Origin of the sequence: Thalassotalea litorea (assembly GCF_005843925.1) — a bacterium.
GTDB classification, from domain to species: Bacteria; Pseudomonadota; Gammaproteobacteria; order Enterobacterales; family Alteromonadaceae; genus Thalassotalea_A; species Thalassotalea_A litorea_A.
This window is the reverse complement of record NZ_VCBC01000002.1, coordinates 211,142-226,780: the sequence shown is the minus strand read 5'-3', so window position 1 is coordinate 226,780 and position 15,639 is coordinate 211,142. Positions and strand designations below refer to the sequence as shown.

Here is a 15,639-nt window from a genome sequence, read left to right as displayed (position 1 = left end):
CATTTCCCCTGACGTTGGTTGATAGTTGTTGCCAGCACCAAAAAGTAATCTGACATGTGGTTTAAATACGTGATGACAATCACAGCAACTGCGATTGTCTGCATAATGTCTTGTTTTGGCCATCATTTCGAGTATACAACGAGCTGCGCATGTGTCATTGAATTCTCCATGCGTCTGACGTTCGTCTCTTAGTGGACCATTGGTCGGATATTATTCTTTCTCTTCGTCGTAAATTGCCTCACCGCGTAACCAAATACGAGTGGCTAATCCGTGTCGGATTCAGCTTCCTGTTCAGTTTCCAGTTCCGGTTCTGCCTCAGGTCGCTCATGGCGACGGATTTGCACTACCATTCCCATAAATGGGTGGTCGAAATAGTGCAGTTCACCTGAGATTACCCGGCGATTTTGCTTAAACGGAATGGACGTGACGACATTATCAACGGCGGCAGTTTGGGTATTCTGTGCAGCCTCAATCGTTTCTTCGGTTAATGGTCGATAAACATTGAATTCGCTATTGATAAACAAATAATGATCTAAATGGACTTTGAACAACCCTTCTAAGAACCAATCTTGATTCGGGCTGGCAATCAGTTGCGCAAGCTTTTGCGCGTGTTGTTGCCGATTCTGCAGATCCTGTTGTTGCTGCAAAGTAGCCAAAATAGGATCCACATCAATTTCATCACCAGAGGCTTGCAATTGTTCAATAATGCGCTGCAGATTCGCTTGAATTTGCGTTTCATCATTTAGCCCAGGTTGTGGTTGTTCGACCTTTTTCTCAAGTAGCAACTCATTCAGAGTTTGTGCCTGTTCCGGATATTGGAAGTTAATGTTTTCACCCGCCATTAATTTGACCGGCAATGCATCTTCCTGAGCGAATACCGGTTGACGCCAGCCAAGGTGTAACAACGGACGAAAGTGTTTAGAACGGGCTAAGCTACGATAGATGTGACTTAACTGTAATGAGCCTTGTGCCAACAAATGAGGCCTTTCGGCAAGTGCATACTCATAACCACTAAAATACTTGGGGATATAGGCGAGCTCGGTGATATCACCTTGCGTTAACTCATCGAACAACTGTGGTGGTTGATCGGGTTTGCAACCGAGTTCGATGTTGACTTTTTCCGGCGCTTGCAGCGCAAGAGTATGGCCCGATATTGCGGCTTGTAAATAGGCTTTATCACTCGCGCGCGCCATATCGGCTTTAGATGACGAACACTCAGGTAGCGCATGTTGGAAATTCTTTAATTCATAAAGATAGGGTTCAATCAGCTCAATACTTTTCCCCTGATATGGGGTTAGAATATCCGTGTCAAATTGCTCATTTGAGAGATATTGGTTTTGTAATTGCTGAACGAGAATGACTTCAATTTCAAACCAACGAGGTTGCTCTTGTTCCTGGGTTTGTGCATTGACCAAAGCCGGTGTGAATAAACTCACAACCGTGGTTAGGCTTAATACCGAGCGGGCAAAGCGTTTTTTAAATACATTATTAATTTTGTTAGATCTGGTTATTAGCGTCATATTACTTCCAATCATGCGGCACTGGCACCAAAGTCACTCAGCAACTGCTGAACCAGCTGAAACCTTGCTTTGTCGTCTTCAGTGTCTTTCACAAACTTTAATTTATTGGCGCCATCCATTTTAAACCTTGCAGGTTGTGTTTGGATCAGCCCAATTATGACCATAGGATCGATTTGCGTGTGTTCGGCAAATTCCAGTGAACCACCTTTGGGGCCCGCATCGATTCGGGTAATGCCTATAGTTTCTGCTTTTAAGCGCAGTTTGGCAATATGAAATATGTTTTTTGCATTTTGTGGCAGTAAACCAAAGCGATCGATAAGCTCAACCTGAATATCATCAAGCTCAGCGTCGCTCTTGCAACTCGCGATGCGTTTGTAAAAAGACAACCGGGAGCTGACATCAAAGATATAGTCGTCAGGCAACAGTGCCGGAACCTTCAAATCAACTTCGGTTTGTTTGGCGTAAAGATCTTCTAGTGATGGTTGCTTGCCATTTTTCAATGCATTAATGGCTTGATCCAGCATTTCCATATACAAAGTGAATCCGACGCTGGCCATTTGTCCACTTTGATCTTCACCGAGTAATTCTCCGGCACCACGAATTTCTAGATCGTGGGTGGCAAGGGCAAAACCCGCGCCTAAATCTTCTAGTGACGCGATCGCCTCTAAGCGTTTATGAGCATCTTTGGTCATACGCTTGGGGTGCGGGGTTAATAAATAGGCATATGCTTGATGATGCGAACGTCCGACCCTACCGCGCAATTGGTGCAGTTGAGCCAGGCCGAGGTGATCGGCACGATCCATTAGAATGGTGTTCGCCGTTGGTACATCAATACCCGTTTCAATAATGGTGGTACAAATAAGGACATTGAATCGCTGGTGATAAAAATCACTCATAATACGCTCAAGATCTCGTTCTCGCATTTGTCCATGGGCGGTGACGATTTTCGCCTCGGGAACCAGTTGCTGAATTTCCTGTGCGGTTTTCTCGATGGTTTGCACATTGTTATGGAGAAAATAGACTTGCCCGCCACGAAGGATTTCCCGCAATATGGATTCGCGGATCAGCGCTTCATCCCGTTCGCGCACGAAGGTTTTGACTGCCAGACGTTTGGCCGGTGCCGTGGCAATAATCGACAGGTCACGCATGCCCCCCATGGCCATATTCAAGGTTCTGGGAATTGGTGTTGCGGTCAATGTGAGAATATCGACATTGGCTCTGAGTTTTTTGATTTTTTCTTTTTGCTTGACCCCGAACCGGTGCTCTTCATCGACAATCAGTAAACCGAGATCATGGAATTTAATATCATCCGATAACAATTTATGAGTTCCGATCAACACATCAATTTTGCCGACAGCAATATCTGCAATGATTTGTTTTTGTTGCTTTGCGGTTTTAAATCGAGATAACACTTCGATATTTATCGGCCAGTTGGCAAAGCGATCGCGGAAGTTTTCGTAGTGCTGCTGTGCCAGCAACGTGGTTGGCACTAATACCACCACTTGTTTATTGTCATTGGCGGCAACGAATGCTGCGCGCATCGCGACTTCGGTTTTACCAAAACCGACATCGCCACAGACCAGGCGATCCATCGGTTTGTCATCGAGCATATCCGCAATAACGCTGTGTATTGCCTGCAATTGGTCATCGGTTTCTTCAAAGCCAAAGCTTTCACTAAAGTTCAGGTAATCCTGCTTATCTCGTTTAAAGGCGTACCCTGACGAGCTTTCTCGTTTGGCATAGATATCCAATAATTCCGCTGCCACATCGCGAACTCTTTCCGCCGCTTTTTTCTTCGCCTTGTTCCACGCATCATTTCCTAAACGGTGGATAGGGGTGCTGTCACTGTCACTACCACTGTACCGTGATATTAAGTGTAACGACGCAACCGGCACATAGAGTTTGGCATCATTGGCATAGTTCAATACCAAAAACTCGGTACTCAATCCGGCATTTTCTATGGTTTGTAACCCCTGATAGCGGCCAATGCCATGCTCGATGTGAACCACGGGCTGTCCGGGAGACAATTCCGTGAGGTTCTTGAATATGGCTTCACTGTTGGTATCCTGACTTTTATTTCGTCGACGACTTTGTCGTACTCGGTCCGTAAAGAGGTCGTCTTCGCAGATGATGACCCAGGGTTGTTTCGGGTCTTCAATGATGAATCCATTGGCCAGGCCATTGACGGTGATACTGATTTCCGCGGGATCGGCAAACGCCTTAACTAAACTTTCGCGGTTTTTCGGCTTTATCTGTTCTCTGGCCAGAAGTTCAATTAAGGTTTCCCGTCTGCCCTGGCTTTCCGCGATAAAGATAATCTTGGCACCGCGCTCAGCTTGAGCAGCCATAACCTTGGTCAGTTTTTGCAAGGGATGCTTTAACTGATGATTTACAGCAACATCTTCAAGTGGCGCCAGATCAAATTGACAGGTGCCGCTATCAACTTTCACAGACGGCGCTTTGCAGATAACTTTCGGGTAGGGTTTTATCAGAGCAAATAGCTCTTCTACGGGAATAAACACTTCTTGTGGGGCCAGAAGAGGGCGCATTGGATCATAACGCCTGTCTTCATAGCGGTACTGAATATCAAGCCAAAACTGTTGCAACTGCTTTTGAACGTCGCCATGCAAGATAACCTGCAATGCCTTGGGAAGATAATCGAATAAGGTTTGCGTCGCCGTAAAAAACAAGGGCAAATAGTATTCGATACCCGTTGGCATAATGCCTTTGCTGACTTGGTGATACACCGAATCTTTTTCGTTACTGGCTTTAAGGTTGTCGCGATATTGCTGGCGAAACAGGTTAATCGTATCCTGATCCGTTGGGAATTCATGGGCGGGTAATAATTCGATTTTCGTTAAACGATCGCCGCTTCGTTGGGTATCGGGATCGAATATGCGCATACTATCGATTTCATCATCAAAAAAATCGAGACGATAGGGCAATTGGCTGCCCATCGGGTAAAGATCTAATATCGCTCCGCGGGCGGAAAATTCACCGTGCTCCATGACCTGATCCACTGCGCGGTAACCACAGGATTCCAGCTCCTGACGTAATTGATGCATATCTTTTTGCTGATTGGTTTCGATAAGCAGGCTATTGGCTTCAAGGTACTGACGCGGCGCTAAGCGATGGCTCAGGGTATGGGCTGGAACAATAACGATGCCTGCGGACATTCTCGGCAGTTGGTATAAGGTTGCCAGGCGCTGAGAAATGATATCCTGATGGGGAGAGAAGTTATCATAAGGCAGTGTTTCCCAATCCGGAAATAAACAAATATCAATTTCACTGTCATTAATGGACTGCAATTCATGCTCAAGCTTTAATGCCGATGCGGTGTCTTCACAAACCACCAGTAATACTTGTTTTGCCAGAAGCGCTGCCTGATACAGAGCCAGAGAATCACTACTGCCAGGTAATTGTTGCCAGATCTTTTTATCCGCATTGGTTTTTTTTGAAGCGCTGGCCAGTGTTGGCCGGAATATGCTGCAATTTTTGGTCATGATACCTTCTGTGTTGTTTGCCACGCTAAATAAATGGATAAATATGAGCAGGAAAAAGCGCGGTTGTATTAGGGTCTTTATCGACTGAAATTCTCATTGCTGCACAGATTGTAATTAGATCTCAATGGGATGCAAGTTTGCTGCGCCCATTTCCAAGCGTCGAGTATGGTTTTTTTATTTTCCCTTAAGCCATTTCGCCACTTGTACTTATGTCGGTGACCTTTTATCATCAGTGCAATTCTCTTAAATTTATAAAACTAAATGTTTCAACCAGTTAGTCTTTTTATTGGCTTAAGGTACTCTCGTAGCCAAAATCGTTCTGGATTTGTATCCTTTATTACTTTCTTCTCTATTGCTGGTATTTTACTTGGCGTTACCGCTTTAATTACGGTGGTGTCAGTAATGAACGGCTTTGAAGGGCAGTTAAAGGAACGCATTCTTGGACTAGTACCTCATACCGTGATCAGCTCGGAACAGCCCATTGACAATTGGCGTCAGGTGGCTGAAACGTTGCAATCCGATCCGCTGATTAATAAAGCCACGCCGTATGTTGAAAGTGAATCTTTGCTGCAATCTGCCAATAAATTAAGTGGCGTTCTGATGCAGGGAATTTTCCCCGAGTATGAAATCTCGGATTCCATTATAGAAAAGCATATGCAATTTGGCAGTCTTTCGGCGTTAGTGCCGGGAGATTACAAAATGGTCATTGGGGCATCACTCGCCCGGGAACTGGGTGTCTCGACTGGCGATAAAGTCCGCTTATTACTGCCAACGAAAACGATATTTACGCCTATGGGCAGGGTACCGGTGCAGCGAACCTTTACCGTCGCCGGCGTGTTCTATCTGGGGTCACAGGTCGATAATCAGATGGTCTTGATACATGGTCAGGACGCTGCAAGATTGTTGCGCCGTCCTGCCGATGGGGTCAAAAACATTCGCCTATATCTTAACGATGCCTTTACTGCTAAAGACGTGGTCGCGCAATTACAAACCCAACCTTTGACTCAAAACTTTGAGTTTTCTACCTGGGACAAAACCCAGGGGAATCTATTTGCCGCGGTTAAGGTTGAGAAGAATATGATGTGGTTAATGCTGTCTTTAATTATCGCGGTGGCGGCATTTAATATTGTCTCGGCGCTGGTTATGGTGGTGATTGATAAGCAAGGTGAGATTGGTATTTTACAGACGCTAGGTATGTCACCTTTTGGAGTGCTGAAAATATTTATGACCCAAGGGATGGTCAATGGTATTTGGGGAACCATTCTCGGTAGCATTGGCGGGGTTCTGGTTACTCTGAATTTAAATAGTTTATTGTCAGTATTTGGCGTCAATATCTTGGGCTCCGGTTTTATTATGCAAAAATTACCGGTTGAGCTTAGGGCTGAACAGGTTCTGGTAATTTTAGTTTCCGCGTTATTAATGAGTTTTCTGGCGACACTATATCCGGCGTATCGGGCCTCCAAGACTCAACCAGCAGAGGTATTAAGGAATGAGTAAGGTATTGGAATGTCAGGGACTGATAAAAGAGTATCAGCAAGGGCCGCAGGTCACTAAAGTACTGAAAGGTTTGGATCTAACGGTGAATGCCGGTGAACTGGTGGCGATTGTTGGCAGCTCCGGTTGTGGTAAAAGTACATTTTTGCATTTGGCCGGAGCGCTGGATACACCCACCTCAGGACAGGTGTTTATTGATAGTACCGATATCTATCAATTATCGGCGAAAAAACGCGCCCGTTTTCGCAATGAAAAACTCGGTTTTATTTACCAGTTCCATCATTTAATGATGGAGTTCAGCGCGTTGGAAAATGTGGCAATGCCATTGTTGATCCGTGGGGATTCGCCAAAACATGCAAAACAGCAGGCCGAGGAAATGCTCGATAAAGTTGGCTTGTCTCATCGCCTGAGTCATCGACCGTCACAATTGTCTGGTGGTGAACGTCAACGTGTCGCCATTGCCCGGGCATTGGTTAGCAAACCGTCTTTGGTGCTTGCCGATGAGCCGACAGGTAACCTTGATTTTGATACCGCTGAACAGATATTTAATTTAATTCGCAAATTAAACCAGTCGGAAGGGACATCGTTTGTCGTCGTAACTCATGATTTAACGCTCGCATCACGAATGGATCGACAGCTTAAATTGGATCACGGTAAATTAGTGTCAATGTCTGAAGTGTCAATGCCTGAAGTGTCAATGTCAGACTCGGCGGAGTAATTCTGAGTATGTTTAAACCGCTTAGTATGTTTCTTGGCTTAAGGTATGTCCGTACCCGCCACGGCCAGGGCTTTTCTTCGTTTATCTCGGCATCCTCGACGCTCGGCATCGCGCTTGGCGTTATGGTGTTGATTATTGTCCTGTCGGCAATGAATGGATTTGAGCGAGAGCTGGCAAAACGATTGTTGTCGGTGGTTCCCCATGGTGAATTTATTACCGTGCATGAGCCAATCGAAGATTGGCAAAATGAGATCCTTGTCGCCAAGCGTCACGATAATGTCATTGCTGCAGCACCGGTTATTAAACTCAGTGGCATGTTACAAAAGGGCGATAGCATTAAAGCCCTGGAAGTTCGCGCCGTCGATGTTGAGCTGGAAAAGTCGGTTTCCGATATTGCCAACTTTGTGAGCCAGGGGAGCTGGCAACAATTACAAGGACAATCCTTGGTGATTGGTCAGGGGATTGCCAGCAAGCTTAAGGTGAATGTCGGGGATACCGTGCAGTTGCTAATGCCGAGGCTAGATGCCGGGCAGGGGTTAAGTGGTCGATTTTTGGCGCCAATAAAGAAAAATATGACGATTGTCGGCATCTTTGATTTTGGTGGCACTATCGATGATTCGATGGCATTTATGCCATTGGCTACAGGGGCTCAATTTCTTGGCCTTGGTGATGCTATCCATGGTGTCAGAATCAAAATCGATGATGTATTTCAAGCCCCGCGAGTGGTTGCACAAATAGGCCAACGTCTGGATGTGTATGTCTACATGCATGACTGGACCCGAACCCAAGGTCACCTGTTTAATGATATTCAGTTGGTCCGCACTGTGATGTTTGTGGTGATGCTATTGGTGATTGCCGTGGCTAGCTTTAATATTGTCTCGAGCCTAATTATGGCGGTAAACGAAAAGAAGGGCGATATTGCGATTTTAAAAACCATGGGCGCTGAACGGAAAACCATTATGCTAGCATTTGTTTATCAAGGCTTAGTGAATGGTGTTTTGGGTTGTGCCTTAGGTGGCAGTCTCGGAATCTTATTGTCGCAACACCTAACCGCAATTGTTGGTAAGCTAGAACAATGGTTAGGGATGAGTTTTCTCTCCGGAGACATCTATTTCATCGATTTTTTACCGACCGAATTACAGGCCTCCGATGTGATTATGACCATTACTTCGGCGCTGATACTAAGCTTACTGGCAACCTTGTATCCGGCATTTAGAGCAACGCAAATTGAACCGGCGAAAGTGCTTGGGCAAGTATAAAATCCTTCCGAACAAGCGCATCTGTTATTGGGTGCGCAACATCACAATTTAGCACGATTACCTCAGATATCCGTTAACGGATTTGCATTAATTGAACGCATAAACAACTGCTTAAACAGGCCGCTTGACTATACAATGAGTAAATTGCGGTAGTGACATGACATTGGTTAAACGGTGACTGGTATAGGCTGATAAGCCGCCTTGCCGGCATTAGCGCGGCACGATAATGAGATTTTGTTGATGATAGTTAAGGAAGAATTTGCGAATGTTCCTGTGCTGGATTACTGGAGGCAACCCCTAGCACGTATGGGAGAGTTAGCGCTTTTTTCTTTGCTGGCGATTGCGCCAGTTTCTCGACACATTTAAGCGCCATAAGGTACTGATGCCGATATAGCCTAATGTTGAAAAGAATACCGCACATACCAGACAACCAAGCAGGAATGGTGCCCATACAGCCGACAGACTTTCACTGATCCAGGCCATACTCAACTGGAAAGTAAAATCCTGTTGCGGGACGTTGAGTAATATTGTGCCAAGCTTATAACAGCCGTAAAAAATTGGTGGGATCGTAAAAGGGTTACTTAACCAGACCAGAGCGGCGGATAACGGCAAATTCGCATGTAACCATATTGCTGTGCCCGCAGCCAATAGCATTTGAAAAGGCAATGGCACAAATGCCATGAACAGACCAATCGCAAACGCTTTCGTTACCGAACGTCTGTTTAGATGCCAGAGATTTCCGTCATGGAGCAAGTCTCCAAAGATCTGTAAATGTTTATGGCTTTTCAGTTTTTGGTGATCTGGCAGCCAGCGTTTTATCAATTTCTTGGGCATAAAAATTATTAAATAAGGATATTTAACCTACCAATTATTACAGGATTAAAATCACTATGGAACGGTGGTTGCTTACATTTATTTCAGGAGCCATATTGTCGCTATTTTTGCCGACAGTACCAGCACTATTTTTAATTATTGTTACATTTATCTTTGGCCTTATCCTATTTTCCATCAATAAGTTTAGGTTTATTAGTGGGTTGCTATTCGGAGCCGCCTTTATTTGGTGGCAGGCGAATAATCACTTTTCGGTGCTTGAAACCAATAATCTGCACGGAATCGGCTTTTTTACAAATGCCATTGAACTGCAGGGTAAGATTCAGACATTGGTCAACAATGATGCGACCGATAAACGCTTCACCCTTGCGGTTCACACCATTAACCAGAAGCGATTGACCGTACCTTTTCATATTCGTTTAACTTGGTATCGGGCAGATAAGGCGCTTTATCAGGGGCAGCAGGTTCACTTAAAGGCACGATTAAAACCTGCCCATGGCTTTGCCAACCCCGGCAGTTTTTCGTATCAGCGTTGGTTGCTAAGTCATGCTATTGTCGCTAAAGGCTATGTACAGCAGGGCGACTTTGAAGCTAATCGCACGGATCATGCGACCATTAGTTATTCGCAACGAATTCTTGAGGCCCTTAAGCGGATTATTGATGACCCGCAAGTACGACCATTAATGTTGGCTCTGGCTTTGGGGTATCGACAGGAGTTTGAAACAGAGCATTGGCAGGTATTACAAAACACCGGGACTGCCCATTTGATGGCGATTTCTGGCTTGCACCTAGGGATAGTGGCAACGTTAGGCTATTGGCTGGGGCGGGCATTTTTATTTCTGTTGCCGATAAAAGTTTTCTATCAAAGATGGGTGTTTTTCGTGCCGATTGGGTGCAGCATTTTATTGGCATTAACGTATGGTCAGTTGTCTAATTTTTCGACACCGACGATACGGGCGATGATCATGCTGGTGCTATTTTGGGGCATACGTTTAAGTCACGGCAAGGTCAATATGCTACGTTGGGCGCTGCTAGGCATCTTCCTGGTCATTGTGCAAAGCCCGTTCAGTTTGATTTCTACGTCATTTTGGCTATCTTTTTGCGCACTATTTAGCATATTAGTTCTGGTTTTTTGGGCGTTGCAAACGAGTGGCAATGGATGGCTGGCCAGGGTTTGGCTGTTTATTAAGTTGCAGTTTGCCTTATCATTATTGTTGATCCCCGTAAATTTGTTGTTGTTTGCTCAATCACCATTGCTGCCGTGGCTTGCGAATGTGTGGATATTGCCTTGGTTTAGTCTGCTATTAATGCCGATGTTATTGTTAATGACATTACTTGCTCTGGTATCCGAGACGCTCAGTCTGTGGTTGGCAAAGCTTTGTACCTGGCAGTTATCCTTTATTTGGGAACAGCTCATCTGGCTAAGCGACCTGGAATTTTCCGTGCTTCACTCTTCAGATTTTTTACTTATCTTAGGTTTTTGCTGCAGCTTGTTGTTTATCTCATACTTACTGCAGCAATCGACTATTGTCAAAATGCGACTGACCGGCTGCTTTGTAGTGATAATCCTGTTTATCGGTCTGTATCAAGGGAGCCTAGGGCAAGAATTAAAGAAACATTCGATGTCGGATTGGACAATAAATGTACTCGATATTGGCCATGGACTAAGTGTCGTGATAGAGCGTAATGGCCGGGCCATGGTATACGATACCGGAGCCAGTTATGGTCGTGGTCAAAGTCTTGCACAATCGGTAGTACACCCCTTTTTACGCACTCAGGGCTTGGCAAACCCCGATTACTTGGTGGTTAGTCATAGCGACAACGATCACGCCGGAGGTCTGTCTTATTTTCTGAAACAACTCCCCCCAGAAAAACTCGTTGCCAATATACGCGCCAAAGAGTTACTGGGTCAGCATCACCCTCGACAGGGAACAGAGTTGATCATCAATCCCTGCCTGCAAAATTCCATGTGGGAATGGCAACAGTTAACGGTCACCGTTCTGTGGCCCAAAGAATGGCGTTGGCAAGAAAATGAAGATTCCTGTGTTTTACTGGTAACCGATGGTCGCCACAATCTATTGCTTACCGGCGACATTCCATCTGCGGTGGAAACAACCCTGATCCCCCGGTTAAAAGGGATCAACATTGATATATTGATCGCGCCACACCATGGCTCCAAGTCTTCGTCTTCGCAGGCGTTTATCGATGCCATTCGTCCACAACAGGTAATTTTTAGCACAGGCTACTTGAATCGATGGAATATGCCCTCAGATACAGTGACGTCAAGGTATCAAAATGTCGGGGCCAGAATGCACAATACGGCCGACTCAGGGATGATTAAGATGACCGTTACAGACCAAAAAGTTTTCGTCTCCCACTATCGCCAACAGATGGCGCCGTTATGGTTTTACAATCAGTTTGCTACACTTGCAGGGGATCACTCCCGCACGAAAGGTTTGTCAAAGAGTTGGTAGATCAAACAATTATCGTTAGAATACCGAAGTATCGGTTTACTTGAGAGTATGAATGCAAGCTACAAAGTCGTTAGAGCGAAACGCCTCCCAAAAGAGTCGCACCTGGCCTAATTTTCGCCGCCTATTTACCTATACCCGAGGTCTGAGAGCGGGATTATTGATTTCTATCATTGGCATGCTCGGTTATGCAGGTATTGATACCCTGTTTTTCTCCCAACTTAAGCCGCTGATTGATGAAGGCTTAACCCAATCAAATCCAAATATTTTAAAATATGCGCCAATCTTTGTGTTGGTGGCGTTTTTATTTCGCGGCATTTTCCACTTTATCGGTACCTATTGCCTGGCTTGGGTTGGCAATCATGTCGTAATGAAACTGCGTCAGGAGTTGTTTGAGCACATTCTTGCCATGCCAGTGTCGTTTCATGATAAAGAATCCACCGGGGCGCTGATTTCCAAATTAACCTATGACACCGAGCAAGTGCTCAATACAACGTCGAAAGCGGTATTGACTCTGGTTCGTGAAGGGGCGTTTGTGCTCGGCTTACTGGGCTTGATGTTTTATTATTCCTGGCAGCTATCTTCAATCTTTTTATTAATTACACCAGTGATTTCAGTGATCGTTGTGATTGTCTCGAAGCGTTTTCGGGCGGTCAGTAAGCATATTCAGCAGGCGATGGGAGAGGTTACCGGCGCAGCTGAGCAAAGCTTTAATGGTCATAAAGTCGTGGTAACATTTGACGGTCAGTCCCGTGAGAATGAACGTTTTGCCAAGATAAATAACGAAAACCGCTTACAGCGGATGAAAATGGTGGCAGCAAAGGCGATTAGCGTACCTGTGATCCAGATTATCGCCTCATTTGCGCTGGCATTTGTGCTTTACGTTGCCAGTATGGATAACATGATTGAAAATCTGACACCGGGTACTTTTACAACCGTGGTAACGTCAATGATCATGTTATTGCGACCGCTGAAATTGCTCACCACCGTGAATAGCGAATTTCAAAAAGGCATGGCTGCCTGTACCAGCATATTCGATGTTCTCGACCAACCGATAGAAGCCGATACCGGCACCATAGAGCTGCAACGTAGCCGTGGTGAAATTGAATTTAGTGATGTTGAGTTTGCTTATGCTAAGACGGAAAATCCAGCGTTAGATAAGGTCAGTTTTCAGGTTCCCAAAGGCACGACATTGGCTTTGGTTGGTCGCTCTGGATCCGGTAAATCGACCATTAGTTCATTACTCTTACGCTTTTATAATGCCCAATCCGGTAAGGTGTTAATTGATGGCGAGAATATTCAGGATTACCGCTTAAAGTCGTTGCGAAAACAGTTTGCCTATGTCTCGCAGCAAGTTGTTCTGTTTAACGATACACTGGCCAACAATATTGCTTATGGTCGTCCGGACGCCAGTGAACAGGAAATTATTGATGCTGCCAAGCATGCCCATGTGATGGAGTTTGCTGAAGAATTACCGAATGGTTTGCAAACGGCTATTGGCGAAAACGGCTCAATGCTTAGTGGCGGTCAGCGCCAGCGCGTTGCCATCGCGCGGGCTCTGTTGTGTGATGCTCCGATTCTGATTCTGGATGAGGCAACCAGTGCATTGGATACCGAATCCGAACGCCACATTCAGGATGCGTTGAAGTTTTTACAACAAAATCGCACCTGTATTGTGATTGCTCATCGTTTATCCACGATTGAGAGTGCGGATAATATTGCGGTGATGGAGAAGGGTAAGTTAATCGAGCAGGGTAACCATCAACAACTGCTGGCGCAAGAAGGTGCTTATGCACAGCTGCATAAGTTCCAATTTGGAGACTCATAGTCTGAATATGGTTTGCGTAACAACAATAATACTAAGGCGAGTACAAGGACTGGCGAATGCGGTTAATTGAGCAAGCCTGGTATCAAAATCATCCGATAAAATGGTTGCTGTTGCCATTGTCGATACTGTTCTGGTTATTAGCATCGATTCGCACATGGGCATATTCCTGTGGCTTAAAGAAAAGCGTTAAGGCCGATGTGCCGGTCATTGTTGTCGGCAATATTGGCGTTGGTGGTAATGGCAAAACCCCAGTTGTGATTTACCTGGTTGATTTACTACAAAAACTTGGCGTTCGCGTCGGCGTGACGGCAAGAGGGTATGGCGGTAACGCCCAGTCCTACCCCTTGACTCTAGATCCTAATACCTTGCCTCAACAGGCCGGTGATGAGCCGGTACTTATCTATCAACGTTGTAAGATACCCGTTGTCGTAGGGCCAGATCGCGTGGCCAATTGTAAGCAATTGGCTGCCCAGGGGTGCCAGGTTGTGATTAGCGATGATGGCTTGCAACATTACCGTTTACAGCGGGATATGGAAATTGTCATTATTGACGGTCAGCGTCGATTCGGTAACGGTTGGTTGCTGCCTGCCGGGCCCTTGCGGGAACTTCCTTCGCGGTTGCAAACCGTCGATGCCGTGATATGCAATGGCGGGGTGCCAAAATCGGCAGAAATGCAATTAACTCTGCAACCGGAACATTTGGTCCATGTTCAATCTGGTAACACTCTGAGCTTAGAAAAGTTTATCGAAATTCACGGGCGTCAGGTGCAGGCTCTGGCCGGGATCGGCAACCCTCAACGTTTTTTTAACACCCTGACCAATTTATCATTTACCTTGAATAAACAATCTGAATTTGTTGATCACCATAAATTTATCGCCTCTGATTTTATCGCCTTTGATCCAGAGTTACCGCTGTTGATGACCGAAAAAGATGTGGTCAAATGCCGTAATATATGCGCTAACAACGCTTGGTATTTGCCAGTAGATGGCGTATTGTCTGATGCCGATAAGCAACACTTGCTTCATTTAATTAACACAAGAGTACTGAACTAATGGCTTTTGATATAAAACTTATCGATATACTCGCTTGCCCGATTTGCAAGGGCAAACTGGCGTATAACAAAGAACCGCAGGAATTAATCTGTAAATTTGATCGGCTTGCCTACCCAATAGAAAAAGATATTCCAGTGCTATTGGAAAATCAGGCCCGTAAACTGACGAGTGAAGAGTAACGAATACCATGGGTTTTACAGTTGTTATTCCAGCGCGTTACGAATCCAGTCGCTTGCCAGGCAAAGTCTTAGCTGAAATAGAAGGTAAGCCCATGATTGCATGGGTTGCTGAGAAGGCGTTAGCCTCAGGGGCGGACCGTGTCATAGTTGCGACCGACCACCCCTTGGTCATGGAAGCGGTCGCGAAATTGTCGGTCGAGATTTGTGAAACCCGCGCGGATCATCAGTCAGGTACCGAAAGGTTGGCTGAAGTGGTTGAAAAATATCAGTTTTCCAGTGATGAGATCATTGTAAACGTGCAAGGCGATGAGCCATTTATTCCCAGTGAAAATATCGCTCAGGTGGCAAAAAACCTTGAGAATCAATCGTTGGCAAGAATGGCAACTTTGGCCGTAGAGATAAATTCGATTGAAGAAGTGTTTAATCCGAATGCGGTAAAAGTGGTCTTAGATAAACAAGGCTATGCGTTGTATTTTTCTCGAGCAGGCATTCCGTTTGACCGCGATGAGTTTACTCAGGGCCAAAATATAAAACCGCAACTGCGCAGCGAATTTTTGCGTCATTTAGGTATCTATGCCTATCGGGCAGGCTTTATTAAAGATTATATATCCTGGCAAAGCAGCGAGATCGAAAAAATCGAAGCGTTAGAGCAATTGCGCGTGCTTTGGTATGGCGAAAAAATCCATGTGGAAGTGGCCAAAAGTCATTTGCCGGTAGAAGGTGTTGATACACCAGAAGACTTAGAAAAAGCCAGAGCCTATGCGAAGCAATTAGCGGGTTAAGA

At 45.4% G+C, this 15,639-nt stretch carries 11 protein-coding genes; 8 read left to right on the top strand and 3 right to left on the bottom strand.

The features are described from left to right. Nucleotides 1-263: 263 nt before the first annotated feature. Nucleotides 264-1,520, bottom strand: coding sequence for a CsiV family protein (locus FE810_RS01395; protein ID WP_171022187.1), 1,257 nt, complete (start codon nucleotides 1,518-1,520; stop codon nucleotides 264-266). Nucleotides 1,521-1,531: 11 nt separating this feature from the next. Continuing rightward, complete coding sequence (gene mfd, locus FE810_RS01390) at nucleotides 1,532-5,023, bottom strand: transcription-repair coupling factor (RefSeq protein WP_138318231.1); 3,492 nt, start codon at nucleotides 5,021-5,023, stop codon at nucleotides 1,532-1,534. Between the two features lie 261 nt (nucleotides 5,024-5,284). Here mfd and FE810_RS01385 point away from each other — a divergent pair, with 261 nt between their 5' ends. The 3 genes from FE810_RS01385 to lolE are packed head-to-tail and all read left to right on the top strand — an operon-like array spanning nucleotide 5,285 to nucleotide 8,494. Further along, complete coding sequence (locus FE810_RS01385) at nucleotides 5,285-6,520, top strand: lipoprotein-releasing ABC transporter permease subunit (RefSeq protein ID WP_138318230.1); 1,236 nt, start codon at nucleotides 5,285-5,287, stop codon at nucleotides 6,518-6,520. Further along, the gene (gene lolD / locus FE810_RS01380; RefSeq protein ID WP_138318229.1) at nucleotides 6,513-7,235 is read left to right on the top strand and encodes a lipoprotein-releasing ABC transporter ATP-binding protein LolD; all 723 of its coding nucleotides are present in this window, start codon (nucleotides 6,513-6,515) and stop codon (nucleotides 7,233-7,235) included. The genes FE810_RS01385 and lolD overlap by 8 nt, the downstream gene beginning before the upstream one ends. An 8-nt stretch (nucleotides 7,236-7,243) precedes the next feature. Continuing rightward, nucleotides 7,244-8,494, top strand: coding sequence for a lipoprotein-releasing ABC transporter permease subunit LolE (gene lolE / locus FE810_RS01375; RefSeq protein WP_138318228.1), 1,251 nt, complete (start codon nucleotides 7,244-7,246; stop codon nucleotides 8,492-8,494). Between the two features lie 315 nt (nucleotides 8,495-8,809). Here lolE and FE810_RS01370 read toward each other — a convergent pair whose 3' ends face one another. Continuing rightward, nucleotides 8,810-9,328: a DUF2062 domain-containing protein gene (locus FE810_RS01370; protein WP_138318227.1), complete on the bottom strand. Its 519-nt coding sequence runs from the start codon at nucleotides 9,326-9,328 to the stop codon at nucleotides 8,810-8,812. A gap of 56 nt (nucleotides 9,329-9,384) precedes the next feature. Between FE810_RS01370 and FE810_RS01365 the strand changes: the two genes are divergently transcribed. Genes FE810_RS01365 through kdsB form a run of 5 tightly spaced genes read left to right on the top strand, consistent with a single transcriptional unit; the run spans nucleotide 9,385 to nucleotide 15,637 of the window. Further along, complete coding sequence (locus FE810_RS01365) at nucleotides 9,385-11,799, top strand: DNA internalization-related competence protein ComEC/Rec2 (protein ID WP_138318226.1); 2,415 nt, start codon at nucleotides 9,385-9,387, stop codon at nucleotides 11,797-11,799. Nucleotides 11,800-11,851: 52 nt separating this feature from the next. Beyond that, nucleotides 11,852-13,624 (top strand): lipid A export permease/ATP-binding protein MsbA, encoded by a 1,773-nt coding sequence (gene msbA / locus FE810_RS01360; RefSeq protein ID WP_138318225.1) that lies wholly within the window; start codon nucleotides 11,852-11,854, stop codon nucleotides 13,622-13,624. Nucleotides 13,625-13,680: 56 nt separating this feature from the next. Beyond that, nucleotides 13,681-14,676, top strand: a complete 996-nt coding sequence (gene lpxK / locus FE810_RS01355) for a tetraacyldisaccharide 4'-kinase (RefSeq protein WP_138318224.1) — start codon at nucleotides 13,681-13,683, stop codon at nucleotides 14,674-14,676. Next, entirely contained in the window at nucleotides 14,676-14,855 is a 180-nt protein-coding gene (locus tag FE810_RS01350) for a Trm112 family protein (RefSeq protein ID WP_138318223.1), read from the top strand. The genes lpxK and FE810_RS01350 overlap by 1 nt, the downstream gene beginning before the upstream one ends. Before the next feature lie 8 nt (nucleotides 14,856-14,863). Continuing rightward, nucleotides 14,864-15,637 (top strand): 3-deoxy-manno-octulosonate cytidylyltransferase, encoded by a 774-nt coding sequence (gene kdsB, locus FE810_RS01345; protein WP_138318222.1) that lies wholly within the window; start codon nucleotides 14,864-14,866, stop codon nucleotides 15,635-15,637. Nucleotides 15,638-15,639 lie beyond the last annotated feature (2 nt).

Coding starts and splice junctions, on each gene's coding strand:
- FE810_RS01385 (WP_138318230.1), top strand. CDS start 5,285: ATGTTTCAACCAGTTAGTCTTTTTATTGGCTTAAGGTACTCTCGTAGC.
- lolD (WP_138318229.1), top strand. CDS start 6,513: ATGAGTAAGGTATTGGAATGTCAGGGACTGATAAAAGAGTATCAGCAA.
- kdsB (WP_138318222.1), top strand. CDS start 14,864: ATGGGTTTTACAGTTGTTATTCCAGCGCGTTACGAATCCAGTCGCTTG.
- mfd (WP_138318231.1), bottom strand. CDS start 5,023: ATGACCAAAAATTGCAGCATATTCCGGCCAACACTGGCCAGCGCTTCA.
- FE810_RS01365 (WP_138318226.1), top strand. CDS start 9,385: ATGGAACGGTGGTTGCTTACATTTATTTCAGGAGCCATATTGTCGCTA.
- FE810_RS01395 (WP_171022187.1), bottom strand. CDS start 1,520: ATGACGCTAATAACCAGATCTAACAAAATTAATAATGTATTTAAAAAA.
- lolE (WP_138318228.1), top strand. CDS start 7,244: ATGTTTAAACCGCTTAGTATGTTTCTTGGCTTAAGGTATGTCCGTACC.
- msbA (WP_138318225.1), top strand. CDS start 11,852: ATGCAAGCTACAAAGTCGTTAGAGCGAAACGCCTCCCAAAAGAGTCGC.
- lpxK (WP_138318224.1), top strand. CDS start 13,681: ATGCGGTTAATTGAGCAAGCCTGGTATCAAAATCATCCGATAAAATGG.
- FE810_RS01370 (WP_138318227.1), bottom strand. CDS start 9,328: ATGCCCAAGAAATTGATAAAACGCTGGCTGCCAGATCACCAAAAACTG.
- FE810_RS01350 (WP_138318223.1), top strand. CDS start 14,676: ATGGCTTTTGATATAAAACTTATCGATATACTCGCTTGCCCGATTTGC.